Origin of the sequence: Faecalibacterium sp. Marseille-Q4137, from assembly GCF_017377535.1 — a bacterium.
Classification (GTDB): domain Bacteria; phylum Bacillota; class Clostridia; order Oscillospirales; family Ruminococcaceae; genus Faecalibacterium; species Faecalibacterium duncaniae.
The window spans coordinates 64,128-91,023 of sequence record NZ_JAFREK010000004.1; the positions used below are offsets into that span (position 1 = coordinate 64,128).

The 26,896-nt window shown below is 60.3% G+C and carries 33 protein-coding genes and 1 riboswitch; of the genes, 26 read left to right on the forward strand and 7 right to left on the reverse strand.

All coding sequences use genetic code 11. The features are described from left to right. Positions 1-20 precede the first annotated feature (20 nt). A complete protein-coding gene (locus J3353_RS02890) occupies positions 21-620 on the reverse strand; it encodes an ECF transporter S component (RefSeq protein ID WP_005932003.1) in 600 nt (199 codons plus the stop codon). A gap of 141 nt (positions 621-761) precedes the next feature. Further along, a riboswitch (FMN riboswitch) is annotated at positions 762-881 on the reverse strand. Between the two features lie 126 nt (positions 882-1,007). Here J3353_RS02890 and J3353_RS02895 point away from each other — a divergent pair. Continuing rightward, complete coding sequence (locus J3353_RS02895) at positions 1,008-2,090, forward strand: mechanosensitive ion channel family protein (RefSeq protein ID WP_207684107.1); 1,083 nt, start codon at positions 1,008-1,010, stop codon at positions 2,088-2,090. Between the two features lie 60 nt (positions 2,091-2,150). Here the strand turns inward: J3353_RS02895 and J3353_RS02900 are convergent, their stop codons facing one another. Both J3353_RS02900 and J3353_RS02905 read right to left on the reverse strand, forming a co-directional pair. Further along, entirely contained in the window at positions 2,151-3,794 is a 1,644-nt protein-coding gene (locus J3353_RS02900) for an ABC transporter ATP-binding protein (protein WP_207684108.1), read from the reverse strand. Continuing rightward, positions 3,791-5,530 (reverse strand): ABC transporter ATP-binding protein, encoded by a 1,740-nt coding sequence (locus J3353_RS02905; protein WP_207684109.1) that lies wholly within the window; start codon positions 5,528-5,530, stop codon positions 3,791-3,793. The genes J3353_RS02900 and J3353_RS02905 overlap by 4 nt, the downstream gene beginning before the upstream one ends. A gap of 83 nt (positions 5,531-5,613) precedes the next feature. Between J3353_RS02905 and J3353_RS02910 the strand changes: the two genes are divergently transcribed. Then, complete coding sequence (locus tag J3353_RS02910; protein ID WP_242700832.1) at positions 5,614-5,805, forward strand: hypothetical protein; 192 nt, start codon at positions 5,614-5,616, stop codon at positions 5,803-5,805. A 62-nt stretch (positions 5,806-5,867) separates the two neighbouring features. Here the strand turns inward: J3353_RS02910 and J3353_RS02915 are convergent, their stop codons facing one another. Next, positions 5,868-6,638 carry a TraX family protein gene (locus J3353_RS02915; RefSeq protein ID WP_207684110.1) on the reverse strand — a complete coding sequence of 257 codons (771 nt, stop codon included), beginning with the start codon at positions 6,636-6,638 and terminating at the stop codon, positions 5,868-5,870. 322 nt (positions 6,639-6,960) lie between these two features. Here J3353_RS02915 and J3353_RS02920 point away from each other — a divergent pair, with 322 nt between their 5' ends. Beyond that, positions 6,961-7,107, forward strand: coding sequence for a hypothetical protein (locus J3353_RS02920; protein WP_207684111.1), 147 nt, complete (start codon positions 6,961-6,963; stop codon positions 7,105-7,107). Positions 7,108-7,164: 57 nt separating this feature from the next. Here J3353_RS02920 and J3353_RS02925 read toward each other — a convergent pair whose 3' ends face one another. The 3 genes from J3353_RS02925 to J3353_RS02935 all read right to left on the reverse strand — a co-directional run bounded on the left by J3353_RS02925 (position 7,165) and on the right by J3353_RS02935 (position 10,268). Beyond that, complete coding sequence (locus J3353_RS02925) at positions 7,165-7,803, reverse strand: hypothetical protein (protein ID WP_207684112.1); 639 nt, start codon at positions 7,801-7,803, stop codon at positions 7,165-7,167. A gap of 311 nt (positions 7,804-8,114) precedes the next feature. Next, complete coding sequence (locus J3353_RS02930; protein ID WP_117533226.1) at positions 8,115-9,185, reverse strand: site-specific integrase; 1,071 nt, start codon at positions 9,183-9,185, stop codon at positions 8,115-8,117. Positions 9,186-9,614: 429 nt separating this feature from the next. After that, on the reverse strand, positions 9,615-10,268 hold the full coding sequence (locus J3353_RS02935) for a LexA family transcriptional regulator (RefSeq protein WP_207684113.1): 654 nt from the start codon (positions 10,266-10,268) through the stop codon (positions 9,615-9,617). A gap of 198 nt (positions 10,269-10,466) precedes the next feature. Here J3353_RS02935 and J3353_RS02940 point away from each other — a divergent pair, with 198 nt between their 5' ends. The 23 genes from J3353_RS02940 (at position 10,467) to J3353_RS03050 (ending at position 26,801) form a co-directional block, all read left to right on the forward strand. After that, positions 10,467-10,658: a helix-turn-helix transcriptional regulator gene (locus J3353_RS02940; protein WP_207684114.1), complete on the forward strand. Its 192-nt coding sequence runs from the start codon at positions 10,467-10,469 to the stop codon at positions 10,656-10,658. 5 nt (positions 10,659-10,663) lie between these two features. Beyond that, complete coding sequence (locus J3353_RS02945; RefSeq protein ID WP_117533229.1) at positions 10,664-10,924, forward strand: helix-turn-helix transcriptional regulator; 261 nt, start codon at positions 10,664-10,666, stop codon at positions 10,922-10,924. Then, a complete protein-coding gene (locus J3353_RS02950; RefSeq protein ID WP_117533230.1) occupies positions 10,921-11,205 on the forward strand; it encodes a hypothetical protein in 285 nt (94 codons plus the stop codon). The genes J3353_RS02945 and J3353_RS02950 overlap by 4 nt, the downstream gene beginning before the upstream one ends. A gap of 2 nt (positions 11,206-11,207) precedes the next feature. Beyond that, positions 11,208-11,564 carry a type II toxin-antitoxin system PemK/MazF family toxin gene (locus tag J3353_RS02955; protein WP_117533231.1) on the forward strand — a complete coding sequence of 119 codons (357 nt, stop codon included), beginning with the start codon at positions 11,208-11,210 and terminating at the stop codon, positions 11,562-11,564. Continuing rightward, complete coding sequence (locus J3353_RS02960) at positions 11,561-11,752, forward strand: hypothetical protein (protein ID WP_117533232.1); 192 nt, start codon at positions 11,561-11,563, stop codon at positions 11,750-11,752. The genes J3353_RS02955 and J3353_RS02960 overlap by 4 nt, the downstream gene beginning before the upstream one ends. Then, positions 11,749-12,372, forward strand: coding sequence for a hypothetical protein (locus tag J3353_RS02965; RefSeq protein ID WP_117533233.1), 624 nt, complete (start codon positions 11,749-11,751; stop codon positions 12,370-12,372). Before J3353_RS02960 ends, J3353_RS02965 begins: the two co-directional genes overlap by 4 nt. 56 nt (positions 12,373-12,428) lie before the next feature. Continuing rightward, entirely contained in the window at positions 12,429-12,623 is a 195-nt protein-coding gene (locus J3353_RS02970) for a hypothetical protein (RefSeq protein ID WP_117533234.1), read from the forward strand. 207 nt (positions 12,624-12,830) lie between these two features. Beyond that, positions 12,831-13,415 (forward strand): hypothetical protein, encoded by a 585-nt coding sequence (locus J3353_RS02975; RefSeq protein ID WP_117533235.1) that lies wholly within the window; start codon positions 12,831-12,833, stop codon positions 13,413-13,415. Beyond that, positions 13,402-14,556 carry a DUF2800 domain-containing protein gene (locus tag J3353_RS02980; protein WP_117533236.1) on the forward strand — a complete coding sequence of 385 codons (1,155 nt, stop codon included), beginning with the start codon at positions 13,402-13,404 and terminating at the stop codon, positions 14,554-14,556. Before J3353_RS02975 ends, J3353_RS02980 begins: the two co-directional genes overlap by 14 nt. Positions 14,557-14,558: 2 nt before the next feature. After that, positions 14,559-15,104, forward strand: a complete 546-nt coding sequence (locus J3353_RS02985; RefSeq protein WP_117533237.1) for a DUF2815 family protein — start codon at positions 14,559-14,561, stop codon at positions 15,102-15,104. Positions 15,105-15,163: 59 nt separating this feature from the next. After that, a complete protein-coding gene (locus tag J3353_RS02990; protein WP_207684115.1) occupies positions 15,164-17,167 on the forward strand; it encodes a DNA polymerase in 2,004 nt (667 codons plus the stop codon). 5 nt (positions 17,168-17,172) lie between these two features. After that, positions 17,173-17,379 carry a hypothetical protein gene (locus J3353_RS02995; protein ID WP_147322501.1) on the forward strand — a complete coding sequence of 69 codons (207 nt, stop codon included), beginning with the start codon at positions 17,173-17,175 and terminating at the stop codon, positions 17,377-17,379. Beyond that, on the forward strand, positions 17,376-17,642 hold the full coding sequence (locus J3353_RS03000; RefSeq protein ID WP_117533240.1) for a hypothetical protein: 267 nt from the start codon (positions 17,376-17,378) through the stop codon (positions 17,640-17,642). Before J3353_RS02995 ends, J3353_RS03000 begins: the two co-directional genes overlap by 4 nt. Next, the gene (locus J3353_RS03005) at positions 17,639-20,041 is read left to right on the forward strand and encodes a virulence-associated E family protein (RefSeq protein WP_207684116.1); all 2,403 of its coding nucleotides are present in this window, start codon (positions 17,639-17,641) and stop codon (positions 20,039-20,041) included. Before J3353_RS03000 ends, J3353_RS03005 begins: the two co-directional genes overlap by 4 nt. A gap of 396 nt (positions 20,042-20,437) precedes the next feature. After that, positions 20,438-20,836: a VRR-NUC domain-containing protein gene (locus J3353_RS03010; protein WP_207684117.1), complete on the forward strand. Its 399-nt coding sequence runs from the start codon at positions 20,438-20,440 to the stop codon at positions 20,834-20,836. Between the two features lie 33 nt (positions 20,837-20,869). Continuing rightward, positions 20,870-22,243, forward strand: coding sequence for a DEAD/DEAH box helicase (locus J3353_RS03015; protein ID WP_207684118.1), 1,374 nt, complete (start codon positions 20,870-20,872; stop codon positions 22,241-22,243). Then, positions 22,240-22,449, forward strand: coding sequence for a hypothetical protein (locus J3353_RS03020; RefSeq protein ID WP_207684119.1), 210 nt, complete (start codon positions 22,240-22,242; stop codon positions 22,447-22,449). Before J3353_RS03015 ends, J3353_RS03020 begins: the two co-directional genes overlap by 4 nt. A 150-nt stretch (positions 22,450-22,599) precedes the next feature. Continuing rightward, positions 22,600-23,274, forward strand: coding sequence for a DUF4417 domain-containing protein (locus J3353_RS03025; protein WP_207684120.1), 675 nt, complete (start codon positions 22,600-22,602; stop codon positions 23,272-23,274). Continuing rightward, positions 23,274-24,125, forward strand: coding sequence for a hypothetical protein (locus J3353_RS03030; protein WP_207684121.1), 852 nt, complete (start codon positions 23,274-23,276; stop codon positions 24,123-24,125). Before J3353_RS03025 ends, J3353_RS03030 begins: the two co-directional genes overlap by 1 nt. Before the next feature lie 23 nt (positions 24,126-24,148). Beyond that, positions 24,149-24,310, forward strand: coding sequence for a hypothetical protein (locus tag J3353_RS03035; RefSeq protein ID WP_207684122.1), 162 nt, complete (start codon positions 24,149-24,151; stop codon positions 24,308-24,310). Positions 24,311-24,380: 70 nt separating this feature from the next. After that, positions 24,381-25,199 (forward strand): hypothetical protein, encoded by an 819-nt coding sequence (locus J3353_RS03040; protein ID WP_207684123.1) that lies wholly within the window; start codon positions 24,381-24,383, stop codon positions 25,197-25,199. Positions 25,200-25,216: 17 nt separating this feature from the next. After that, the gene (locus tag J3353_RS03045) at positions 25,217-25,462 is read left to right on the forward strand and encodes a hypothetical protein (RefSeq protein ID WP_207684124.1); all 246 of its coding nucleotides are present in this window, start codon (positions 25,217-25,219) and stop codon (positions 25,460-25,462) included. Positions 25,463-25,535: 73 nt separating this feature from the next. Then, a complete protein-coding gene (locus tag J3353_RS03050) occupies positions 25,536-26,801 on the forward strand; it encodes a DNA modification methylase (protein WP_207684125.1) in 1,266 nt (421 codons plus the stop codon). Positions 26,802-26,896: the final 95 nt, after the last annotated feature.

The window sequence follows — 26,896 nt, forward strand, 5'->3', positions numbered from 1 at the left end:
TTTCTTTTTTGTTCTGTCACTCACTTCCGGCCATGCAGGATAGGAGAGAGCGGCTTATAGATCAACATGCAGATCAGGGCATCCAGCAGGCCCTTGACCAGAGTGAAGGGCATATTGAAGATGATCAGGCACTTGATAAGGCTGTTTGCAGAGGGCAGGATCGCCTGATACATGCCCAGGATGGCTTCCAGCGGCATGTGGTAGAACTTGACGTAGGCCGGGTAGGTGATGAAGTAGTTGGACGGCACACTGAACAGGGCCATGGCCACGGCACCGGCCACGGCACCGATGATGGCGTTCTTGCGGCTCTTGTGGTGCTTGTAGAGGTAACCGGCCAGTGCGGAGAACACCGCACCCAGCATGAAGTTGCACAGCTCACCCACCAGTGCGGTAGAGGTGCCCTTGATGACCACATGGAGCAGGTTCTTCATAAAGCTGATGATCACACCGTACACCGGGCCAAGGGCAAAGGCACCCAGCAGAGCGGGCAGGTCGGAGAAGTCCATCTTGACGAAGGACGGGATGAGCATCGGGAGCGGGAACTCGATGAACATCAGGATAAAGGCCACCGCACTGAGCATGGCGGCAACGGTCAGGTTGCGGGTCGTGTTTTTCTTCATGGTAATATCCTCCCGGGGCGTTCTGGCCCCAAATCAAAGATTGGAAAGCCCCTTTCGCGTGGTTCGGAACCGGGAAGACAATCAAAAACGCGCCCTGCCGCAGCAAACACTGCAACAGGGCGCGTAGACAAATCGTATTGCCTGCCGTTTCTTGCATCCGGACTATACCGTTGGCCCCGGAGTCTCACCGGGTCAACACCCTTGCGGGTGGTCGCGGGCTGTACCGCCAGTGGGGAATCTCACCCCGCCCTGAAACGAACTTTCTGGCCAAAAGTATAACGCGGCTGCTCCGCCTTGTCAACCCCTTTTTTATTTGCCCTGCACGGGCCGGATATGGTATACTGTGGGACAGGATGTTACAATTTCTGATACAAGGAGCTTTTTGCCATGATTTTTACCGTTCGTGACCTCGGGTTCGAGATCGGGCCTTTTTTGCTGGAGGGCTGGTGGGCGCTGGCTGCCCGGGCCGTCTGCGCCGCAGTCATCGTTTTTGCGGGGCTTCTGGTCGGCTGGCTGCTGCGCCGGAAGATCTTTCCCGCTCTGCAGGCCCGCAGCTGGCACTTTGCCGCCACGCCCATCCTCCTGCGCAGCTTACAGAGCCCTTTGGCGCGGATGGCCTTTTACAGCGGCCTGTATCTGGCCCTGACCAGCCTGCCGTGGGCCATTCCGGGCCTGACAAAGTTTCTGTTCACGGCCTATAAGATTGCAACGACCCTCCTGTTCTGCCAGGGCCTGTACAATGCTTCTGAGGTAGCCGACCTGCTGCTGGCCTCCTGCAGCCCGGAAATCCGGAGCAACAAGACCTTACGCTCCCTGCTGGACACCACCTACAAAGTGCTGGTCATCATTCTGGGTGTTGCCACCTGCGCGCAGATCGTCGGCTTCCCCATCGGCAGCATCGTAGCCGGTGCCGGTCTTGTGGGCCTGACCATCTCGCTGGCCGCGCAGGAAAGCGCCAGCAACCTGTTCAGCGGCATCGTCATCCTGCTGGACAAGCCCTTTTCCATCGGCGACTGGATCACCGTGGGCAATGTGGAGGGCGAGGTCATCGATATCAACTTCCGCTCCACCCGTATCCGCTCCATGGACCACAGCGTAATCATTATCACCAACAGCCAGATCTGCGCCTCCACTGTCCAGAACGCAGCCCTGCGCACCATGCGGCCCTATAAGTTCACACTGGGTGTCACCTACGGCACTACCCGTGCCCAGCTGGAAAAGCTGATGGCTGACCTGCAGGCCATGCTGGACAACAGCCCTTACACCAACAAGGGCACCAACATCGTCCGGCTGACCAGCTTTGGCGATTCCAGCATCAACATCCTCATCTCGGCCTACCTGACCACCAACGTCTATGCCACCTTCCTGCAGCAGCAGAATGATCTAAACTTGAACATCATGGACGTGATGCAGGCAGACGGCGTGGACTTCGCCTTCCCCTCCACCAGCGTCTACATCGAAAAGAATTGAGCATACCACAACGCCCCCTGTGTGCCTGCTGCGGCGCACAGGGGGCGTTTTTATCATACGTCATTCCCGGGTCCTGATCTCGATCGTTCTGCCGCCAAGATTTTCATAGACGCGGTGGGAGACGGAGAGCACCGTGCGGCCTGCAGACGCGCGGCGCAGAGCTTCCAGCACGCGGGCCTCCGTTTCGGCATCCAGATTGGCGGTGATCTCATCCAGCAGCAGCACGGCGGGGTCTGCGGCGGCGGCACGGGCAATGGACAGCAGCTGCCACTCGCCCTGCGAGAAGATGCCCTCGGTACAGACAGTGTCATAGCCCTCCGGCAGAGCCCGGATGGCAGCATCGATCCCGGCCAGTGCGGCGGCAGCCCTTGCCATTTCCCCGGTGATCTGCGGGTCTCCCAGCGTGATCTGTTCCAGCACGGTGCCCGGCACGCGGGAGAAATGCTGTTCCACACAGCCGATGCAGGTGCGGCGCTCCCGGTCGGTGATGTCCCCCACCTTCACGCCGCCGATGGTCACCGTACCGTTCTCCGGCTGATACAGGCCCAGCAGGAGCTTGAACACGGTGCTCTTGCCCGCACCGGTGCGGCCCACCAGCGTGACCTGCTCCCCCTGTTTCACGGTCATGGAAAAATCCTTCAGAACGTGCCGTTCCCCATAGCCGAAGGTGACGTGTGCAAATTCCACATCGCCCCGGGCAGCCTCCCTGCGCGCGGGAGGGATCGTGCGCTCCGGCTGGTCGAGAAAGGCATCGATGCGCCTGACACCCGCCATGGCCGACTGGATGGTCTGGATCTCCATGCCCAGGCTTTCGATGGGGGCGAAGATGCGGGAGATGTAGTTGATGACGGCCACCGAGGTGCCCACCGACATGCCGAACAGGGTCAGAAGCTGTGCGTTCCCCGAAGTGGAGAGCAGCATCACGATGCCGACCACAGCAGCATTCAGCAGCAGCACCACCGGCGAATAGACGGCATCATAAAAATTGGTGCGCTCCATGGCGGCATAGCTGTCACCGATGCACCGGTCATACCGGCGCTCCATGTAATCCTCCAGCCCCAGCGCCCGGATGGTGCGGATGTTGTGCAGGGTCTCGGGCACCTGCCCGGAGACAGCGGCGACTGCGCGGCGGTTGTCCAGCTGCGCGGCCAGCATCCGCTTCTGGACGTGACGGGTGAACACGGCAAACAGCGGCAGAACCAGCAGCAGGATCAGTGCAAGGCCGGTGTTTTTCACCGCAATGACCCCCATGATGGAGACGATGCGGCAGGCATCTGCTGCCATGCTGATGATGCCGGAAGTGAACAGGGCTTCCACCGTGTCCACATCGCCCGAAAAGCGAGCGGCCACCTCGCCGGGATTCTGCTCTGCCAGTGTACCGGCGGGCAGGCGGCTCAGCTTCCGGGACATCTCCGAGCGCAGGGCATGGGTCATCCTCTGGCCAAAGAGCACCAGCAGGCTTTCCTGCGCCGAGGTGAGCACGCCTTCCAGTGCAAGGCTGCCGAAGTAGAGCAGCACGGCCAGAAAGGACAGCGGGAGGCCCGCGGTCAGACGATCGATGACCCGGGCCAGCAGCAGGGGCGGCAGCAGGGATGCCGCCACCGAAGCTGCCACACACAGCACCGTGCCCACCGTGAGAAGGCGGTGCGAAGCCGCTGCCATCCGGACGGCAGCAAACACGCCGTGATCATTTTTCTTTTTCATGCGCCCTCTCCCCCTTTCAGGCCGGTCTGGCTTTCGTACAGCTGGCGGTAGACCGGAACCGCTGCCATCAGCTCCCCGTGGGTGCCAACGGTGGTTCTGCCGCCCTCCATAAAAATGATCTGCTGCATCTGCGGAAAATGGTACAGCCGGTGGGAGATCAGGAACACCACCTTATCCCTGGCATACGCCTGCAGCTCGGCAAAGATCGCATCCTCGGTGCTGCGGTCCAGTGCCGAGAAGGGGTCATCCAGCACCAGCACCGGGCGGGGATGGGCCAGCGTCCGGGCCAATGCCAGACGCTGTGCCTGCCCGCCGGAAAGGCGGGTGCCGCCGCTGCCGATGACCGTCTCCGTACCCTTTTCCATGGCCAGCACTTCCTCCTTCAGGGCAGCGGCTGCAAGCCACGGCATGGCATCCTGTTCGCTGCCGCAGAGGACATTATTCTGCACGGTGTCGGCGCTCAGTTCCGGGTCATGGCCCAGATACCCGACCGTGGCGGCGATCTGGCGCGGGGTCAGGGCGGAAAGCTCTCTGCCGCCAAAGCAGACTGAGCCTTGATAGGGCGCTTCGCAGAGGAATACGCGGCCAAGGGTGGATTTTCCGCAGGCGACCGGGCCGGTGATGCCGACGATATCGCCGGGGTGGGCCGTCAGGCTCAGGCCGGAAAAGACAGGCTCTTCCCCATAGGAAAAGGCGAGTTTTTTCAGTGTTACCTCCTGTGCCGCCGGGATCTGCAGGGCATCCAGCTGCTCGGGCGTTTTCATCAGGGGTCTGATGCGCTTCCAGGAGACCTCTGCCTTTTGCACCGCGTTGAAGAGCTTGGCCACCTTGGAGGATTTGACCACCAGCTTGGTAAAACAGGAAAGGAAGGTGGTGAAGGCGGCGATATCCCAGTGGTTCCAGCCGGTGCCCAGCACATTCTTTGCGCCGAACCACAGGATGAACAGGGTCCCTGCCTCGGATGCCGCCAGATAAAGCGGCGGCAGAGCGGACTGCCACACGTTGTTCCGCACGGCAGTCTTTTCGGAAAGGCTCAGGGCCTCCTCGTATTTTTCCATCCGGGCCTCCTCGCAGCCGTAGATGCGGTAGGTCACGGCATTCCGGGCACGGTCCAGCGTGGCACTGCTCAGAGCACCGGCGGCCTTTTTATAAGCTGCACCGGCGCGCTGCACTGGCTTTTTCATCCCTGCCGCGCAGACATAGGACACGGGAGTAAAAAGCAGGCCCAGGATCGCCAGCCGCCAGTCGTACACCAGCAGCATGACCGCATAGCCCGCCAGCGCCACACCGGTGTCGAACACCTCCGTGGTGAACTTGCGCATTCCCTCCACGCAGTCGTCCACATCGGCGATGGCCTTGGTCATCAGCTCACCGGCCCCCTCTTTTTCCAGCGCTGCCCGGCTCTGCCGCACCAGATTGGCGTACAGGATGCCCTTCATCCGGCGGTTGATGTTGTTGGCAAAGCGGCGCACATAAAAACGTTTGACGAAGCGAGCCGCCTGCACCAGCAGTGTGACCGCAATGTAGGCCAGCACCAGCAGCGCCATTTGGGCAGCAGTCTCACTGCCGCCCAGGATATCCGCCAGGCACTGGGCCAACCGGCCCTCGAACCATGGCGCGGCCAGCAGACCGATGTTATAGACAAGGCCCGAAAGGGTCACAAGGAGCAGCGGGAACCACTCCACCCTGAAATAGGAGAGGACCCGGTCCGGGCGGAACGATTTATCTTTTTTCATGGGGCATTTTACCTCCTGTGGGTGTTCCATTCAGTATACCACGGTACAAAAAGCATCTGGACAGCTTTGTTCAGAAAAAAGCCATGACAGCAGGAACAAAATGCAAGATCATTTCAATGGTCACCGCTGTCATGGCGATCGGTTTTCTTTGTATGAAAAATGCTCCCGTCGGCAGGATCTGCATTGCAGTGGTGTGGGTCTGCCATCTTCTGTATTTCACCTTGCGGGTCAAGACCATCAAGCCCACAGAGCAGACTCAGGAAAGTGCAGAATAGATCCCCCCGGGATACCATCAGATTGCGGGCACCCATAGCCCGCAGGGATAACAGTTACGTTCTTATCGGTTCACGAAATTCAGCGCCAGCACAAGCAGCAGCATGTGTACCGGGTAAAAGGCGTAGCAGGCATACTGGAACGGTTTGCTGTGGCAGCCCTGCCGCCCGCGATACAGCCAGATGGGCACCAGCGCCAGCAGCGCAAGCCCCTGCTGACACAGCTCAAACTCCATGCCGAACAGCCGGATGGGGTACATCAGCCCGCCCAGAAGCACCACGTTGATCCAGTACAGGGTCAGCACCTGTCCCAGCAGGCACCACCATTTCCGGCCCCGGAAAATGTAAAAAGCGAACACGGTCAGCACACCGGCACCGTAGTAATCCACCATGCCCAGCGTGCCCAGCACCGCGCCCGCCACCACCACAAGAGCGGATACCAGCAGGTACAGCCCTGTTTTCTGCTTTTTGCGCATCGTTTCCATCAGATGCACCCCCAGAAGCCCCAGCAGCAGCGTCCAGATCACGTTCTGATGCACCGGGTAGAACCATGTCCCGCCATACATCAGATCAAAGGGCACTTCCGAAAGCAGTGCAAACAACAGCAGCCGCAGGGCATAACGCTTCAGATTCCGGGTATGAAAGTAGCCTTCCACTGCCATAAATGCAAAGATAGGGAACGCCAGCCGCCCGGCGCAGGTCAGCCAGTCCTGCGCCGGCAGAAGTGTCGCCCACAGGTGATCCATCAGCATCAGCGCCATGGCAATGAGATGAAGCGCTGCTGCACTCAGGTCAATGCAATTTGCGGCAGCGGGACGAATCGGTTTGGTTGACATGATCATACCTCGTCTTTGTCTAAATTCAGTTGCTTTGTCTGGAATACGAACGACTCCCTCCAAGAATTGCAGCCCCGGCGGTAAAAACTGCCGGGGCTGCAATTCTTCATCGCTTATCCCTCCGGTTTTGCACCGGCCATTTTGGATACGGCAAGCATCCAGGGCAGCTTCTGCCATTTGCTCTGCCTGCAAAATGGGGGATGCAGTGCACCCGCCCCGCAGGCGGAAAAATGCTCCCGCAGCAGTCTGCGGGGCAAATTCAGAAAGGGTGGCTTGCCTGCCTGCCCATGGAGACGTAAGCACAAAAGCAGGAATGTGAGGAATGGCAAAGGACGGTTTCGGCGAAGAAACGTCTGGCGGTGGCGGAAAAGCCGAACGCAAGATTTTTTCAATGATGCTGGCTCGTAAGGTGAACCGGACCGAAACTTCCTTGCGGAACTGTGCAGCGTTATCGTTCATCTGCACCTGAACCGGCAGCCGCGCACCCGGCGCTTGCCGCACCCAAAATAGCCGGTGGAGCGTTTATTCAGGCATTGGTGCTTTCCAGATAGGTCTCAAATGCTTCGGCAAAGCTGGCGTTCACATCAAAGGGGACTGCATAGTCCACACGGGAGGTCACAAGGCACAGGTCGATCCGGTTGGAGGTCTCGTCCGCCTGCCGGTTCAGCTTGCCCAGAGCAGCATGGATGACCTTGCGGTCATAGTTGATGGTGGTCACTCGCTTCACATCACAGCGGTAGGCGATCTGGTTGCCCTCCGCATTGAAACGGTAGCCGGTACCGCCGCCGGAAAGCAGCTGCTCGGAGCTGCGCAGGTCGTTCATTCGCTTGAAGGTGCGCGCCACGCTCTGCCGCGCAGCGTTCAAGCTGACCTCGCTGTCCATATCCATGTCCAGCGCATCCTTTGCCTTGCGGATGGCAGCGAACAGGCGGCCCTTCTCCTCCAGCAGATAGAGCATGAACCGGGCAATATCGGTGATCTGCTGGGCATATTCGGTCTGGGGCAAGTCCAGGATTGTCTCGTCCTCAGCCTCTGCCATGACCTTGTGGCGCAGGTAGGTGTTGGCCACATTCGTCACGTTGGAATCGCAGTCCAGAATGCCCTGGGCCTCATCCAAAAGGGCCTGCAGCTTGTTCTGATAGCGGAATGCTTCTTTCAGATTCATTGTATCCACCTCGTTTTGTCTTGTTCACTGTGCGTTCCCGCCTGTTTTCCTCTATTGAACCATATTTTCCGGCAAAGCACAAGCCGCCCGCCAAAAGTGCATCAAAATGCAAAGCGCCCCAACATGTTCTTTACTACACGTTGGAGCGCTATTTTCTGGAGCAGGATACGGGACTCGAACCCGGTCAAGGACTGCCGGGAGAGGATACGCCGTAGCATTTTTGACGAAAATGCGCCGTTTTGAAAAACCGATATTCACCGGTGGCGTTTGATGCTCACGCTTTACCAGAAAAAGTGGGTTACTAAAGTGGGTTACCGCAATATTTTCTGAAGCACTGATTCCAGCGCGGCAGTGGTCTCCTTTTCTTCGCCCTCGATCAGATGGGCGTAGATACCGTAGGTGTCCATTTGGCGGGAGTGACCGACCAAAGGCTTTACAGCACCTTCCGGTAGCGTCTTGGCCATGCTCACAAAGGTATGCCGCAGATTATACGGCGGAACGTAGGAAAGTCCGTTGACCTCACAGTAGCGCTTCCAGCGGTGTCGGAAGGTGTTCTCTGAGTTGATGCCGAACACTGAGTCTGACCCACCTGTCAGCAGACGCTGCGCGGCCAGAATCTCCTCCGCCGTCGGAGTCAACTGTACCGCACGAAGGGCGTTGTCATTTTTGCCCCGGGTCACTTCCCCTCTGGAATTGATGGCCCGGTGAATCTGGATCACAGAGCCTTTTACATCCCTCCAACGCAGGCCGATCATCTCCCCCGGGCGCATCCCGGTGACCGCGCTGAACCGGTATGCGTTGATATAAGGATCTGGCACGGTCATCCCACGCCACAGGGTGGTATCAATGGCAAAGAGAATTCTCAGATCTTCCGGTTGCAAGATGGTCTTTTCCCTCGACCTGGCCCCCTTCGGCACGTGTAGCGATTCCGGGTATAGCGTGGACATTTTGCCCAGTCTCATCCACTTGCAGAACGCCCGGAGATCAGCGCACATGGAACGGAGATATTTTCGACTCAAGCCACCCGCATAGCCACGGTTCACCGCAGTCTGCATCTGTGCCTCGGTCAGATCTTCAACCCGGCGGCGACCGATTACCGGTTTAACCCAAACTTTCCAGCGGCTTTCTACCGGTTCCCAGTTCGAGCGGCTGGTCGTCAGCTTCAGTTCCCCGATCCATTGCACGTAAACATTCTCCACCAGCACCCGCGTATTTGCGATGCCGTCATCCAGCCAGGCATCGGCTTTGCGATTTGCCTCACGCTGTCCCGTCCTGCCCGGTGTAGCTGACGTGAACGCTCTCCGCTCCCCGTTCTTCTGCACTTTGATCTGCCAGCGCTGTTGCTTTTCCATCCAGACAGCCGTATTTGTTCTTTTTCCCATATAAACACCTCCGAAAGACAGGTACACTTTGACAAGCCCAGCCGGAGGTGCTACAATACAGATGTCTGGTCTGTGTATCACCTTCCGGGTGAGCCTGATCTATCTAAACGCTCTCGGTGCGCCAACACCGGGGGCGTTTTTGCATTTTCAGGCACGGGCAGCAGGTCGCTACCCACGCAACAAAATTCTAGTTGTTTGCAACATTCAGTCGCATACAAACCTGCGCAACGTTTGTAGTCACGAAAAAGTGAGTGTTCATGCGGGTTTTTAGGCAAAACATACTGAAACATACTCAAACCCTTATCCTGACCCTGAATAGAAGAAAATAAGAATATATACACGCGCGAGTGCGCTTGATGCACGCCCGCGTAAGGTTTATAAGAATTTCTGTATGCTTTGTTTCAGGTTGCCCACGCCCCGGGAGGGAGGTCAGTAGACCTTCCGGCACTCGATCACTCGGCCCAGAACCTGCACCGGCGTTTTCTTCAGGTCATACACCTGCGGCTGGTGCACCGGGTTGGAGCTACGGGGTGTCAGGATCACAAGGTTCCCCTCCTGCCGGAAGGTCTTTACCGTGGCCTCGTCGCCGTTCACTAGCACCACCGCGATCTCGCCATTCTCCACTTCAGGCTGCTCGCGCACCAGGATCTGATCGCCATCATTCATCCCCGCAGCGTTCATGCTATCGCCCCGGATGTTCAGCCAAAAATATTTTGCACCGTCGGTCTGCCGGATCGGAATATAACCCTCAATGTTCTCCTCGGCATACATGGGCAGTCCCGCCCGGACTGTCCCCAGCAGCGGCGCTACCTGTGCCACGTTGCACGGTGTAGCTCCCACTCTCTGCTTCCAGTCAGCGCTCTCGTGGCTTTTCGCCACGGGGGCGTTTTTGTTTTCATCGAGCAACTGGTCAACCGTAATATGGAAATAATCCGCCACTTTTTGTAGCTGCGCCACCTGCGGGGTTCGCCCCAGGTTCTTCCAGGTTGACACCGTGCCCTTACTGATACCCAGCTCTATGGCCACGGCAGAGGGGCTTTTTCCCACGGACTTGCAAAGCTGGCGATACTTGTCATAAAACATAGTTTACCTCCATAGACTTTGTGCAAATCGTCAAAGTTCAATAAAATGCACTTTTAGGGCTTGAAAAGTCTACTCGGATGAACTATACTGTGCACAGCGGTTCACAAAAATAGACTTTAAGCTCAACTTCACAACCTGAGTATACCATAAGGGTTTATTTTTGTAAACACTTTTTTGCAAAGAAAGGAGTACATTTACATGAACCTATCCTGGCAAGCTGAGGTTTTCGCGATGATGAAGGACAACAACATCAGCCGCAGCGACCTCGCCGAAGCCGCAGGTGTCACCCCAGAGTACGTCAGTATGGTGCTGAACAAGCGGCGCAACCCCGCAGGCGCGGAGAACACCTTCAGAGCAGCCATCCAGAAGCTGCTGACCGAAAAGGAGTGACCGCCATGACACCGAGCACGCCACTGGGCAGCTTTCATCAGAGCCCCTTCTGGCGGCTGCGGGCAAGATTCCGGGACTACGGGCTGTTCGATTCCGAGCTTGCACAGGCCACCGGGATCGCCCAGTCAACTCTCAGCCGCCGGATGCGGGGCACGATGCCCTGGACATCCGACGAGATCAAGACCATCTGCCGGGTGCTGAACATCCCGCAGGAGCAGGTCGGGGCTTACTTCTTCCCCGACATCGAAAAGGAGGAATCACAGTGAAAAAGATCACGATCACCGGCAGCATTGCGCTGCTCGCTCTCATCGGGGCGGTCAAGGTGGCGCAGGGAGCCTGCACGGTCGCAGCACACGCCCTGACCCAGTGGGGCAGCTGGAGCTCGACAGAAGCTGCCCAGGCGGCTCCGTTCCTGGTATTTGCCCTGGCTGCAGGCTTGGCCTTATCGTTACACAGCCTGCTGACTGACAATGAGCGGTACAAGCGCCAGAGCTACGGCAAGGTAGACTGCACAGCCTACCGGCAGAACCGCGAACAGGAGGACTGAGCATGTTTTCTGACAAGAGACGCGGAGACATCTGGTGGATGAGTGACACCCACCGCAAACCGGCAGACACCTGCCTGATCCGGGGCGACCGACCGGTGATCGTGGTCAGCAGCGACAGCGCCAACCAGACCGGCAGCACGGCGACGGTGGTTCCCATGACCTCCAGCCCCGCAAGGCTGGCCCGGGGCGACGGATTCTGCGACAACGTCCTTCTTCTGGGCTACGGTGAGCCGAGCATGGCCCTGCCGAGGCAGGTACACGGCGCAGACCGAGCCGATCTGCAGCAGTACCTCGGCCACCTGACCGACGCGGACATGCGCCGCCTCGATGCAGCGCTCCGGAGCGCGCTCGGATTATGACCTGGTACACGGTATACGAGGCTTCGACCGAGGAGGTCATCGCCAGCGGTACCGGCCCGCAATGTGCCAAAGCCCTGGGTATGACAATGGGGGTCTTTTACAGCACAGTCAGCCATGCCCGGGCAGGCATTAGCAGCAAGTACACATTCTACGTTGAAAAGCTGAAAAAGGAGGATTTTTCAGAATGAAAACGATCAAAGTCAAGTTGACCTTCACCGAGCCGCTGCTCGGCACCTGGCCTGCCAACCCGAACGTGGCCCGCGAGTACATCGCATCCAAGGGCCCCGACGCTTCCACCATCGAGGATGAGGTGGCCGCCCTGGGCGCAGATGCCGCAGCCGATAGGGCAATGACAGTATTCCCCCGCAACGAGGCGGGGCAGCCGATCTTATACGATTACCAGCTCAAGGGGTTCTTTAAGGACTCCTGCGGTATGCTGGGGCGCATCGGCGGCAAAGACGAGAAGGGCAAGAAGAAAGCAGTGAACGAATCCGGCAAGCTGACAGCCTACAAGAAGATCATCGACGGCCTGATTTTTGTCGGGCCCCGCCAGATCCCTCTGATCCTCAGCGGAGAGATGACCGAGTGCCAGCGCCCCCTGCGGGCCCAGACAGCCCAGGGCGAACGCGTGAGCCTTGCCAACTCCGAGCAGATTCCAGCTGGTTCGACCTGCGAGTTCGAGATCACCTGCATGGACGATGCCCACGAAAAAGCGGTGATGGAGTGGCTGGATTACGGCAAGCTCCGGGGCCTGGGCCAGTGGCGCAACTCTGGTAAAGGCCGCTTCACCTACGAGATTCTCGGCTGACTGCAAAGGCATTGGGCTGCCGTGCGACGCAACGGCAAGGAAATGCCCGGCCCGGCATGGCAACGGCAACGGATGGCATTGCCCAGATATGCGACGGCAAAGCACTGCTGTGGAAGCATAGCAACGGCAAGGCATGGCGAGGCTTCGTATTGCAAAGGCAAGGCATGACTTTGTATGGCAAAGGCATTGCGACGGGATGCTTCGCTCTGCAAAGGCTCGGCATAACATGGCTTGGCGACGGCATGGCTTAGCGGCGTAAAGTAGCGCAAAGGAGATGCTTGGATTCGTGGTGCGACGCGGTGGCAAAGGCTTGGCTCTGCGCTGAACAGCAATGGCATAGCATCGCGACGCGAAGATTGGCTTAGCAAAGGCATGGCAGCGCGACGATGGCGAGGCGTGGCAATGGCAAAGAGCAAAGCGTAGATTCAACAGAATCTTTTTATAAAAGGAGCATGACTATGAACTTCACACTGACTATCAGCGGCGAAACCCCAGCCGAACTGCTGGACACCCTGACCCAGCTGGGCGGCATGACCATCAACGTCAACACCTCACCCAACGGCGGGGTCGAGACCCACACCATGACCGCAGCCGAGCTTCCCCGGCACACCTCTCCGCTGCCCCAGAGCGAGCCTGTGCAGCAGCCGGACAAGCCCAAGGCGCAGACCACCGCCAAAGCCAAAAAGCCCACACGGGAGCCCGCAGTCGCCCCTGCGGAGGAGCCTGCAAACCCTACGAGTGCACCTGCCCAGAATGCGGGTGCTGCTGCGACTACGACCGCCCCTGCTGCCCCCTCTGCACCTCCGGCAACAGCGACCACCCCGGCGGTTGCAAACGGCTCCGTCACTGACCCCGCCATGCTGAACAAGATCCGTGATCTGGCCCGCAGCCTGATCGTGGCTGGCAAGCGGGCAGGGGTTCAGGCGGCCATCAAAGCCACCGGTGCTGCATCCATCTCTAAGCTGCCGCCTGACAGCTACACCAGCGTCTGGGAGGAGCTGCTCAAGCTGAAAGACGAGGTGGACGCAAATGCCTCCAATTAAACACGCTCTGCTGGGGGCCTCCAGCGCGGCCCGGTGGATCGCCTGTCCGCCCAGCGCCCGGGCCACCGAGAATCTGCCCGGGGAGACCAGCAAGTACGCCGAAGAGGGCACACAGGCGCACGAGGTATGTGAAACTGCGCTCCGTCACAAGCTCAAAGACTGGGAGAACGGAAAACCCTTTAACTTGCTAACCGACTGGGTGCATCAACCGACACTGACAGAGATGGTCAACGCCGCCAACCAATACGTGGAGTTTGTGTACCTCCAGTGGGGGCTTTACCTCCACCAGCCCGAGGTGTTCATCGAGCAGGAGGTGGACGTGAGCCAGTGGGTGCCCGGCGGCTTCGGCACCTGCGACTGCCTGCTGATCGGCGACGGCATCCTGCACATCATCGACTTCAAGTACGGGCAGGGCGTGCCGGTGAGCCCGGAGCGCAACCCGCAGCTCATGTACTACGCCCTCGGAGCTTACGCCCTTTTTGAGGGCATCGAGGAGGTCAGCACAGTGCGCCTGAGCATCGTACAGCCCCGGATGCAGGAGGAGCCCCAGACCTGGGTGGTTTCCCTGGCCGACCTTCTCACCTGGGCACGGGAGGTGCTGCAGCCTGCCGCTGAGATGGCATGGAAGGGCAAGGGCGAGTTCTGCACCGGCCCCCACTGCCGCTTCTGCAAGGCACACCCCGCCTGCCGGGCATGGAAGGACAAGTACGGCCCGCTGGCCGGATTTGAGCCTTACCCGGAACCCGCTACACTCTCTGACGAGGAGCTGGGCGAGTGGCTGCAGAAGCTGGAAGGTCTGGCCGCCTACGCCAGGGATCTGGAAGAGTACGCCCAGCAGGCGCTGATGGAGGGCCGTGCCCTGCCCGGATGGAAGCTAGTACAGGGCCGCAGCACCCGCAAGTGGACAGACCAAGATGCCGCCTTCCAGCAGATGCAGGCGGACGGCATCGACGAGGCCATGCTGTACACACGCACACCCATCTCCCTGACCGTGGCCGAGAAGATGATCGGCAAAAAGAAGTTTGCCGAAACCATGTCGGCCTTTATCACCAAGGCCCCGGGGACTCCCAAGCTGGCACAGGCCAGTGACCCCCGCCCCGCCTACGATCGTTTAGAGGGCTTCAAGCCCGAGGAGGACTAACCATGAACACCAACGAAGTTATCATTCCCTGCCGTCTGTCTTACGCCAACATCTGGGAGCCCAAGCAAGTGAACGGCACCGGCGACCCCAAGTACAGCTGCTGCCTGCTCATTAAGAAGAGTGACACCAACGCCCTGGCCGCCATCCGCAAGGCCATCGAGGCCATCAAGACCGACCCCGCATCCCTGGCAAAGTGGGGTGGCAAGCTGCCGCCCAAGCTGAAAGAGCCCCTGCGTGACGGCGACGAGGAGAAGGACGACGAGAACTACGCAGGCTGCTGGTTCATCAACGCCAACGCCAACGCAGACCGCCGTCCCCGGATCATCGACCGGGCCTGCAACGAAGTGCTGGATCAGGACGAGGTGTACAGCGGCTGCTACGCCAAGGTCAAGGTCGGCTTCTTCTCCTACAGCGCCAGCGGCAACCGGGGCATCGGCGCAGGGCTGGAAGTCATCCAGAAGATCCGCGACGGCGAGCGCCTGAGCGGAGGCAACAACCTGGACGGCTTCGAGGTGCTGACCGACGAGGACGACGATTTTCTGAACTGAGTATCACCCACCGGAGGCTCCGCACAACGGGCCTCCGGCCTTTTTGAAAGGAGGCAGCCGTGAAGAAACCGATCATCACGGTGGATATAGAAACCTACTCGCCGCAGGACATCGCCAAGGTCGGTGCCTACCGATACGCCCAAGACCCAGACTTTCAGATCCTGCTGCTGGGCTATGTCAACGAAGATCTGGACACTCCAACGGTCATCGACCTGACAACCTGGCCAGACACGGCACATTTCCTTCGGGAGCAGCTGCCGTGGCTGCTGGATGCCAGCTACACCAAGCGGGCGCACAATGCTGCGTTTGAGTGGTGGTGCTTGTCGGAGGCCATGGGCCTGAGCTGGGGACAGCGGGTGCTCTGGCTGCAGCAGTGGGAATGCAGCATGATCCACGCCCTCTACTGCGGCCTGCCCGCCCAGCTGGGTGCGCTGGGTCAGGTACTGCAGCAGCCGGAGGATGCCCTCAAGATGAAAGAGGGCAAGGCGCTGATCACTTACTTCTGTAAACCCTGCAAGCCCACAAAGCGCAACGGCGGGCGCACCCGCAACTTGCCTCAGCACGACCCCGATAAGTGGCGGCTGTTCTGCAGGTACAACGGTATGGACGTGATCGCTGAGCGGGCCAACGACCGGAAGCTGGCTCCCTGGCCGGTTCCCGAGAGCATCATGCAGCAGTGGCGGGAGGATGTGGAGATGAACGCCCGGGGCGTGGCTGTGGATATGGCCCTGGTAGAGGGAGCCCTCGCCTGCTCTGCGCTGATCACGGAGGAGCAGACCGCCGAGAGCAAGACACTGACCGGGCTGACCAACCCCGGCAGCCGTGCCCAGCTCCTCGGCTGGCTCCACAACCGGGGCATAGAGCTGCCGGGGCTGACAAAAGAGGATGTGACCCACGCGCTGGCCGGAGAGCTGCCCAGCGACGTGCGCAGGGTGCTGGAGCTCCGGCAGCAGCTGGGCAAGACCAGCAACACCAAGTACGAGACCATCGCAGCCAGCGCGGGCCCTGACCACCGGGTGCGTGGCACCCTGCAATTCTACGGGGCCAACCGGACAGGGCGCTGGGCCGGGCGGCTGCTTCAGGTGCAGAACCTGCCCCGCACTTACCTCGACCATCAAGCTGAGTGGCGCAGCATTGTAAAGCTACACGACCCCGAAGCGTTAGCTCTGCTGACCGACAATGTGTCCGACACTCTGAGCCAGCTGATCCGCACAGCGCTGGTGCCCGGCAAAGGGTGCACCTTCGTAGATGCCGACTTCTCGGCCATCGAGGCCCGGCTGATCGCATGGCTGGCTGGTGAGGAGTGGGTGCTGGACGTTTTCCGCACCACCGGCAAGATCTACGAGGCCACCGCAGCCCGCATCTTCGGTGTGCCCTTCGACAGCATCGTCAAGGGCAACCCCAACTACAAGTACCGCCAGCGCGGCAAGGTGGCAACGCTGGCCCTGGGCTACCAGGGCGGTGTCGGGGCCATGAAACGGATGGGCGGCGATCAGCTGGGCCTGGACGACGACGGCCTGATGGACATCGTCCGGCGCTGGCGCAGGCAGAACCCCAGCATCTGCAAGCTCTGGGATACGATGCAGAAAGCCGCCGTGCACACCATCCGCACCGGCAGGACTACCGTACCCCGAGTAGGGGTGACGCTCCGCAAGGAGCTGGCCCTCGGGTTCCCCTTCCCGTTTCTGACCATGCAGCTGCCCAGCGGGCGCAAGCTCTTCTACGCCGACCCCGGCACCACGCCGGATGACCGCATTACTTATAAGGAGTGGGACACGGGCAGCTGGCGGGAAGCCGAGACCTACGGTGGCAAGTTGACCGAGAACCTCACCCAAGCTGTGGGCCGGGATTGCCTGGCTTTCGCGCTGGACAACCTCCGACGGGCTGGGTACCAGGTGGTGTTCCACGTCCACGACGAGGTCATCATCGAGCTGCCGACCACGCAGGACGCAGAGGCCGCGCTGGACAACGTGGTACGCAGTATGAGCATTGTGCCGCCCTGGGCCGAGGGGCTGCCCCTGAACGCGGCAGGCTGGTACGGTGACTTCTTTACAAAGGACTGAGGACGATGAAAAACTCCATGATTTCCGACAAGGCGGCTGTCTACGCAATCTCGAAGGAGGATGCACTGACCCGGTTGTCAGCAGAGTATGATGCCCTGTTTACGCAGAAACGCTTCGGTGATGCTCACGGCGTAGCGTTGGCAATGCGGATCATCCGCAGCTTAGATTTACACATTCTCACCCAAAAGGAATGGAGGGAGAGCAGACGATGAGCAAGACTTATCCACCCGACAACTCAGGTGTGTGCCCCTGCACCTGCGGGGCCCTGCCCTACGGTGTCGGGGTGAGGACTGACGGGACGGTCGGGCTGACCAAGTACCGCAAGAGCAGCAGGTACGCAGCCGACGGAGGCTGGTCGGTGGTCTGCACCCGCTGCGGCAGGGTCGGCGAGCGCGGCAGCACGCAGATTGATGCAAAGGCCAGATGGAACGCGCACCGCTTCCGCTATGGCCCGCTGAAGGAGGAGGACAAATGAGCGCTACACCAATTGAGATCAGCGTGGGCGGCAGCCGATGGGCATCCAGCTGGGCGCAGGATCTTATGACCTGGGAGGACTTCACCGAAAGCCTGTCGGCCCGGATGTACAACAACGCCAGCACTGAGACCCACGCCGAGTACATGGCCCTGTCCAAGGCAGAGCAGGACAAGCGCAAGGACGTGGGCGGCTTTGTGGGCGGCAGCCTGCGGGACGGCCTGCGCCGCCGCGGCTGCTGCACCGGGCGCAGCCTGATCACGCTGGACATGGACGGCTGCGCCCCCGGCAGCACACAGCAGTGGGTGGCCGCCATCAAGGCCCTGGGCACAGCAGCGGTCTATTCCACCCGGAAGCACGACCCGGAGCACCCACGGCTGCGGGCCATCTTCCCCACCGACCGCGTGATGCAGCCAGAGGAGTACCAGCCCTGCGCCCGAATGGTGGCCCAGATGCTCGACCCCACCATGCAGGTGTTCGACAAAACCACCTTTGAAGCCGAGCGCCTGATGTACTGGCCCAGCCGCAGCAGCGACAGCCAGTGGGTCTGCGAGGCCACCGAGGACGGTGACCGGATCAGCGTGGACGACACCCTCTGGCTTTACGAGGACTGGCACGACGTGCGCCAATGGCCCGCCTGCTCCGCTGAGACGGTCAAGCTGCCCGGCGGCAAGCAAGCCGACCCCACCGCCAAGCAGGGCGTGGTGGGCGCTTTCTGCCGGACTTACGACGTGCCCGCAGCGATTGAGAAGTTTCTCCCCGGTGTGTACGTGGATGCAGGCGCAGGCCGCCTGACCTACGCCGCAGGCAGCACCACGGCGGGCGCGGTGCTTTACGACAAAGGCAACTTCATCTACAGCCACCACAGCACCGACCCCGCAGGCGGCAAGCTGCTGAATGCCTGGGATTTGGTGCGAATCCACCTCTTCGGTCAGCTGGATGCCGATGCCGCGCCGGGCACACCCGCAGCGTCCCTCCCCAGCTGGCAACAGATGCGGGCCCTGGCCGAGAACGACGGCCCCACGGCGGCCCTGCTGCGGCAGGAGACCGTAGACCACGCGATGGAGGGCTTCGAGCCGCTGCCCGAGGAGGACACCGACCCGGATAAGTGGCAGGAAAAGCTCGACCGCACCCAGAAGGGCGCGATTGCCTGCACCATTCAAAATGCTTGGCTCATCCTCGAGCACGACCCGGTGCTCAAAGGCCGGATCTGGTCGGATACCTTCTCGGAGCGGCTGCGGTGCAAGGGCCCCTTCCCCTGGAGCGACAAGACCCAGGAGCGGGACTGGAGCGACGAGGACGACGCTGGCGTGCGCTGGTATCTGGAGACGGCCTACCACTTCAGTGGGGTCAATAAAGCCGCCGACGCGGTGGCGCTGACCGGAGGCCGCCACGCCAAAGACCCGGTGCGGGAGTACCTGAGCGGGCTTACATGGGACGGCACCGAGCGGCTGGACACTCTGTTCATCGACTACTTAGGCGCGGAGGACAGCAGCTACACTCGCGCGGTCACCAGGAAGATGTTCGTTGCTGCGGTGGCCCGGTGTTTCCGCCCAGGCTGCAAGTTCGACCAGATCTGCATCCTCAGCGGCAAGCAGGGCATCGGCAAGAGCCTGCTCCTCAGCCGGATGGGCAAGGAGTGGTTCAACGACAGCATCACCAGCTTCGACGGCAAGGAGGCCCGGGAGAACCTGCGGGGTGTCTGGATCGTAGAGCTGGGCGAAATGACGGCTTTCAGCAGGAGCGAATCCGAGGCGGCCAAGCAGTTCCTGAGCCAGACGGAGGACAGATACCGGGCCGCTTATGGCCGGAGAACGGTGCAGTACCCCCGCAGGTGCGTGTTCTTCGGTACCTCCAACAGCTCCGATTTTCTCCGCGATGCCACCGGCAACCGCCGATATTGGCCCATAGATTGCAGCTACGAGCGGCGCACACGGGTCGTGCACGATGATCTGACCCCCGCAGAAGTGGATCAGCTGTGGGCCGAAGCGGTGGCCCGATTCAACGCGGGAGAGGAGCTGATCCTCCGGGATGAGCTGCAGAAGGCCGCTCTGGCAGAGCAGCAGGCGCACACCGAGCGCGACCCCTGGGAGGGCAGCATTCTCGATTTTCTGGACAAGCCCCTCCCTCTGGACTGGGCCAAGCGCACCATCGACGAGCGGGTCTGCTGGTGGGAGAACGGCCCCGCAGACCCTGCAACTGCCACCCAGCAGCGCACCTCGATCTGCGTCAACGAGGTCTGGCGGGAGGTGCTCGACAGCACCGGAAAGGCCCCCGACCGGCAGCAGTCCAAGCGCATTGCAGCCGTGCTGAATAGCCTCCCGGGGTGGGCTCCGGGCAAGTATCCCCAGCGCTGCGGGCCCTACGGAATGCAGCGTATCTGGCGCAGAAAATCGGAGTAATTACCCGTTCAAAAACGAGCATACAGAACCCGCCGAAACCGCTTTGAAAAACATACTGAACATACAGAGCAGGTCGGCGAAACCGAGCATACAGAGAACTCGGCAAACATTAAGAAAACCGAAGAAAACAAGAGCAGCAGCAGCGGTCAAAACATACACAACATACAGCCAACATACAAAGGCCAAAAAGTTTGTATGCACGAAAAAGCGAGCATCCATGCGGGTTTTCAGGCCAAAACATACTCAACATACACACTTTTTCTCTTTAAAGGGAAAAATCAAAGGAAATAAGAGCGCACGCGCATACACGTGAGAGCTTTATATTCTTCGCGTGAGGGTTTTATAGGATTTGAGTATGTTTGTATGTTCAGCCCAAGCACGAAAGGAGAAACTAAAATGCCGACAAATAAGCCCCTCGAGAAGAGCATCGAAAACGTCCTGCGCAAGGCCGTGGAGGCCGAGGGAGGTTTGTGCCTGAAGTGGGTGTGTCCCGGACACAGAGGTGTACCTGACCGGATGATCCTCTTCCCCGGCGGCATCATCGCCTTTGTGGAACTCAAGCGACCCGGGGCAAAGGTCAAGGCGGGAGGATTGCAGGAGTGGTGGCGAGAGAAGATCCAGAGCTTTGGCTTCCCATGCCACGAGGTTAACGACAAATACCAAGCGCAGCAGTTGGCCGCAGACCTCAGCGCCGAGAGCCTCCGGCGGCAGACGGAAGATGAAGAGGCTATGAAAGCATGGCACTTCATCGGAGACCACAGCGAAGGGCCTGACGATGAGGAGAGCGACGACTGACACGCTGCCCTAAAAGAAACGGAGGTCAAAGCAATGCAGCAGTTTCACCCGCACCCGTATCAGCAGGCGGGCATCGAAGCGATCCTCGAGAAGCCCGGGGTGGCGCTCTGGATGGAGATGGGCCTGGGTAAGACGGTGGTCACGTTGACCGCCATCGACCAGCTGATCTACGACCGGCTGGAGATCAGCAGAGCGCTCATCATCGCCCCGAAGAAAGTAGCCGAAGCCACCTGGCAGGATGAGGCAGAGAAATGGGAGCACCTGCAGCACCTGCGCATTTCCACCGTGCTGGGCACAGAGAAGCAGCGCAAAGCCGCACTGGAAGCCCCAGCGGATATTTACATCATCAACCGCGAGAACGTCCCCTGGCTGGTTCACACACTGGGCCGGGGCTGGAACTTTGACATGGTGGTTCTGGACGAGGCATCCAGCTTCAAGAACCACGCCGCCCAGCGGTTCAAAGCCCTCAAGGCGGTGCGTCCCCGCATCCACAAAGTGGTCGAGTTGACCGGCACGCCAAGGCCCAACAGCCTGCTCGACCTCTGGGCCCAGATCTACCTGCTCGACCAAGGGGTGCGGCTGGGCCGGTACATCACCCACTACCGGCAGGCCTACTTCTGGCCCACCGAGTACAGCTACGAGCCCCGGGAGGGTGCCGCCGAGACGGTGGAGAGCCGCATCAAGGACATCGTCCTGAGCTTCAAAGCCGCCGACCACCTGACCCTGCCGGAGAAGATCACCGACGACATCCCCGTGGTGCTGGACAAGCCCGCCAAGGCGGCCTACAAGAAGCTGGAGAAGAACTACCTGCTGGAGGTGGACGGCGAGACCATCACCGCCCAGCAGGCGGCCGCCCTGACCGGCAAGCTGCTCCAGCTGTGCAACGGCAGCCTGTACGACGAGGACGGCACGGTGCACCAGATCCACCGGTGCAAGCTGGATGCTTTCGATGAGCTCATCGACGCGCTGGACGGCCAGAAAGCCCTCGTGTTTTACGGTTTCCGCTTCGACGAGGAACAGCTCACCGAGACCCTGAGAGCCCGCCACAAGGGCCTCAGATTCGCCGTGCTGCGCTCCGGGCAGGATGCCGCAGACTGGAACACAGGAAAGCTGGACGTTCTGCTGGCCCAGCCCGCCAGCTGCGCCTACGGACTGAACCTGCAGCAGGGCGGTCACCACCTGATCTGGTACAGCCTGCCCTGGAGCCTGGAGCTTTACGCCCAGGGCGAAGCGCGGCTCTACCGCCAGGGCCAGACCCAGAGCGTCATCGTTCACCGGCTGATCGTCAAGGGTGGTGCCGACGAGATGGTGGTCAAGGCGCTGAACCGCAAGGACACCGACCAGAACAGCCTGATGCAGGCCGTCAAGACCCACATCAAGGCGGCGCAGAGAGGAGACAGCAAGTGAGTATTCGGGCATTCCGCAGACTTCCCCGCGCCCAGCGGCGGGGCTTCATTGACACGATCACCGACCCGCTGACCCGCCGGGCCTTCGAGATCGTTTTTCTCGGGCCGGGCAAGGTCAGCTGGCAAAAAGCGGCACTGCTCTACGGTGGCGGCATATCCCCTGAGACCTTGCGGGTCTGGGCCTGGAAGGAGCTGCAGCGCCTCTGAGAGCCGCGCAGCACCCAAGGCGGCAAACTTCCCGCAACGCACTCAAGAGCCCCGCACAGAAGCCCGCAGGGGCCGCTGTGCGCAAGTCATAACGTTTTCACAGCAAAACCCATGCTATGCTCTTCTGGATAACACACAGGAGGACAGAGCATGGGTTTTTCTAACGAGAGGATGAGGACAGGGCAGCTGGTGAACTGGTTCCTGCTGGACGGCCTCGAGCTGACCCCGGCGGGATACCCTGTCACCCAGGCCCTGTCACTGCCCTTCGGGGTTGACCACCTGATCGGCTTCAACGAGCTTCTGACCTGCAAGCACCCGGAGAACGCAGGCGTGCACTTTTTCCTCGATGACTACCAGTTCGAGCGATTCTGGAGGATGCCGGAGCGGTACCTCTACGCGCTGGAGAAGTGCCCGCTGGTCATCGGCCCGGACTTCTCGCTTTACACCGACTTCCCCGCGCCCATCCAGCACTGGAACCACTACCGGAACCAGCTGCTGACCGCATGGCTTCAGCACAACGGTGTCTGCACCATTCCCACCGCAAGCTGGTCGGACGAGGACAGCTTCCGCTGGTGCTTCGACGGCATCAGCAAGGGCGGCGCGGTGGCTGTGAGCACGGTGGGATGCCTGGTGCACAAGGACGCACTGCAAGGGCTCCTGCGTGGCGTGGCGGAGCTGATCCGGCAGACCGAGCCGGAGGAGCTGCTGGTCTACGGCAAAGTGCCGCAGGAGATGGCAGCGATGCTCCGGGAGCACAACGTAGCCTGGCAGGCATTCCCGCACAGCATGGCGGCCCGCGTCAGGGCCAGAGAGGAGGCGCAGTAATGGGCGGCAGAGGCAGCAGCATGAAAGGTTCCCAGGGCATGGGAGGCGGCGCAGGAGCGCCCGCAGCAGCCGCACAGGCAATGCCCACGATTCAGGCGGCACCTGCTGTTCAGGCAGCACCGGCAGTTCAGGCAGCACCGGCAGTTCAAGCAGCGCCCCAGCAGGCAGGCCCGCCCACCGGTGCAAACGGCTTCGGCCACCTGACACCGCAGCAGGTCTCCGCGATGGAGAGCGCCGCACAGCGGCAGATGATGCGTGACCCGGCACTGGCAGCAGGCGTGACCGACTACATCAACCCGGTCATGCAGAGCAACGGCAAGGCGTTGAGCCAGAACGCCAACTGGGCAGCAGCCAACGGGCTGCCCCTGACTAAGCGGCAGCAGGCCATGATGGATGCAGTGGACAAGCTGGCAAAGCCCATCGGGCAGGAAACCACCCTGTACCGCGCCGACCACGACGATTTCCTGAAGCGCCTGAAGATCAACAACTACCAGAGCATGAGCGACAGCCAGCTGCGCAAGGCGCTGGTGGGCAAGACCTGGACGAACGACTGTCTGGAGTCCACAGCCTACGACAGCCGGGACAACCCCTTCTGGCCGCAGCCCGGCGGCAGGCGAAGCACCGGCAAACATGGCCAGGGTGGCTCCGTTTCCGGTAACCGTGAGGTGCTGATCCGGTATCACACCGCCAAGAGCACCCGGGCGGCGTTCATCCAGCCCAGCCAGTCGGAAGCCGTTCTGGCCGTTGGCACACACCACAAAATCACCGGTGTCCGGTCTACCCGCACCGGGCCCTCGCACACCCTCGGCTCTGGCAAGCGCGTGATTGAACTGGAAATCGAAGTGTGGTAAAATTAAATTGGAGGTATCTCACTATGGCGAAAATTTCCGCACAGAAGTTGAAAGAGATCGAAACCGCAGAGCAGAAGTTCCGGCCTCTTGACACCCCGAAAACGAGCCGCCCCTTCCCCAATCTGGGCATGGAGAAGCCCGCAGCCAAGAAGAAAGCCACCAAGGCGAAACCCAAGAAAAAGTAAGTCATAACGTTTTGCCCCCGCTTTTCATGTTACTCTTGACCGAGAAATTCACGGCCAAGGGAGGATTCACATGGGAGGCAGAGGCGGAAGCATGGGCGGCAGCCACGGCATGGGCGGAGGCGGCAGCGCAGGCGGTGCAGCGAAAGCAGCAGCACCGGCGCAGGCTGCACCCCAGACCCGCCAGCAGCAGCTGCTGGCACAGATCAAGGGCAACCCGGCGGCCCTGATGCAGATGAGTGATCAGGATGCGCTGGAAACGGTCAAGGCGATTGCTGCGCAGCCCATCGCAACGGATGGCACCCAGAATGACACCTTCTGTCAACGATGGTTGAATGCCACCGGACTGGCAAACGAGATGCCCGAGGTTCTGGATGATGTGGCTTTCGGCAAGGCCCGCCGCAAAGCAGGCGCAAACAAACTGTACCACAGTGATGCCCCCTATGACGGCAAGGCGACAACGGCAGTAAAGACCCTGCAGCAGCTTCAAACAGGCAAAACCGCATTTGCTTCTTTCGGCACCCACGGGAGCGGCACCTACCTCGACTATGACGCTGTTGGTAACGCCACTGTGTATGCAGGCACGCACGGCTCTCAGGTAAAGATGTTCCTGAATAACCATGCGCGCATAGCCAAAGCCGCTGATCTAAAACAAGCCAGAATCAATTTCGAGACAAAGCACCCCAAGACGTACCAATACCTAATCAGCAGCCATACAAATACGCAGTGGGGTAAAAGCGAATTGAAAACTATATGGCTGACAAGCTCCGGCTACAATGCGTACGACAACGGAGACTGGGGATACAAAGTCGCATACAGTCGAAAAGCCCTGACCATCTGTTCCACGATCAAGAGCAGACAACAGGTCGAGCGAAAGGGCACCAACTGGTGAGAACAAGGAGGACGACCATGGCAAATTACACCAACAACCAAGTAGAGGCATTCATCTCTACCCGAGAAGCAGAACTCCGGAAAAAGGCCAAGACCCCCGGTGAACTCCGGGACTGCCGCTCTGTTGCAGCCATGGAATGGGACGCTCACACCGGACGCATTGAAAAAAGTGATCTCCCCAAGGGCTGGAAAGACCCCTACGCCAAGCTGGACAAGGCCGCAAAGGCCAAGCCCAAGACCACCAAGGCGAAAGCCAAAAAGTAAGTCGTAACGTTTTGCCATAGGTTCTCTGGTACAATTGCCAGAGAGCCTATTTTTATTTGCCCGGAGGGATTGCATGGAGAGCGTGAAACACCAAATCGAGTACAAACGGCTGGACGAAATCCGCCCCTATGACAACAACCCCCGGCGCAATGATGAGGCTGCAAAAGCCGTCGCCAACAGCATCAAAGAGTTTGGCTTTCAGTCCCCCATCATCGTGGACAGGGACGGCGTGATCATCGCAGGGCACACCCGGTACAAGGCCGCCCGGAGGCTCAAGTTGCAGGAGGTGCCGGTCATCGTTGCGGCAGAGCTCGACCCGGAAAAGGTCAAGGCTCTGCGCATCGCAGACAACTCCACCGGCGAAGTTGCCGAGTGGGATCTGCAGCTTCTGGTGCAGGAGCTGACCGGCATCGACTACGATATGACCGACTTCGGCCTGAACCTCCAGATCAAGATCGACGAGGAGGTCAAGGAGGACGACTTCAGCGCAGAGCCCCCGGAGCAGCCGGTCACCCAGCGGGGAGACATCTGGCTGCTGGGCGAACACCGGGTCATGTGCGGCGACAGCACCAGCCCGCAGGACGTGGAGCAGCTCATGGACGGCCAGCTGGCCGACCTGCTGCTCACCGACCCGCCCTACAACGTGAACTATCAGGGCTCGAACGGCAAGAAGATCGAGAACGACAACATGGCAGAAAGCCAGTTCCGGCAGTTCCTGCTTCAGGCATATAGTCGGGCCTTTGAGGCCTGCCGCACCGGTGCCAGCGCGTACATATTCCACGCAGACACGGAGGGCGAGGCCTTCCGGGCCATGTTCCGGGAGGCAGGCTGGGGCCTGCACGGATGTCTGGTCTGGGTCAAGAACAGCCTCGTTCTCGGCCACAGCGACTACCAGTGGCAGCACGAGCCCTGCCTGTATGGCTGGAAGCCCGGCGCAAACCACTACTTTGTCAACGACCGCAGCCAGACCACTGTCATCGACGACGCAAAGCCAGACGACCTGCGGCACATGAAGAAAGACCAGCTGCTGGAGTGGGCCATCAAAGCCCAGGAGCTGCTGACCCAGAAGCCCAGCAGCGTCATCCGCTGTGACAAGCCGCCCCGCAATGCAGAGCACCCCACCATGAAGCCGGTGGTGCTCTGCGGCAAGTTGATCAAAAACAGCTCCCTGCCTGGGCAGACCGTGCTCGATCTGTTCGGCGGCAGCGGTTCTACGCTGATCGCTTGTGAGCAGCTGAGCCGGAAGTGCTACACCATGGAGTACGACCCGCGCTATGTGGACGTGATCGTCCAGCGCTGGGAGGACTTCACCGGTGAAAAGGCCGTCCGTCTGAAATAACCATTCCCCTGCCGGGGCCGGTTTTCTACTCCTTTCCCGCCCCGGCATTTTTCATAGCCAAAACGGTGCACACTCGGGTCATCCTCCGCCCGTAG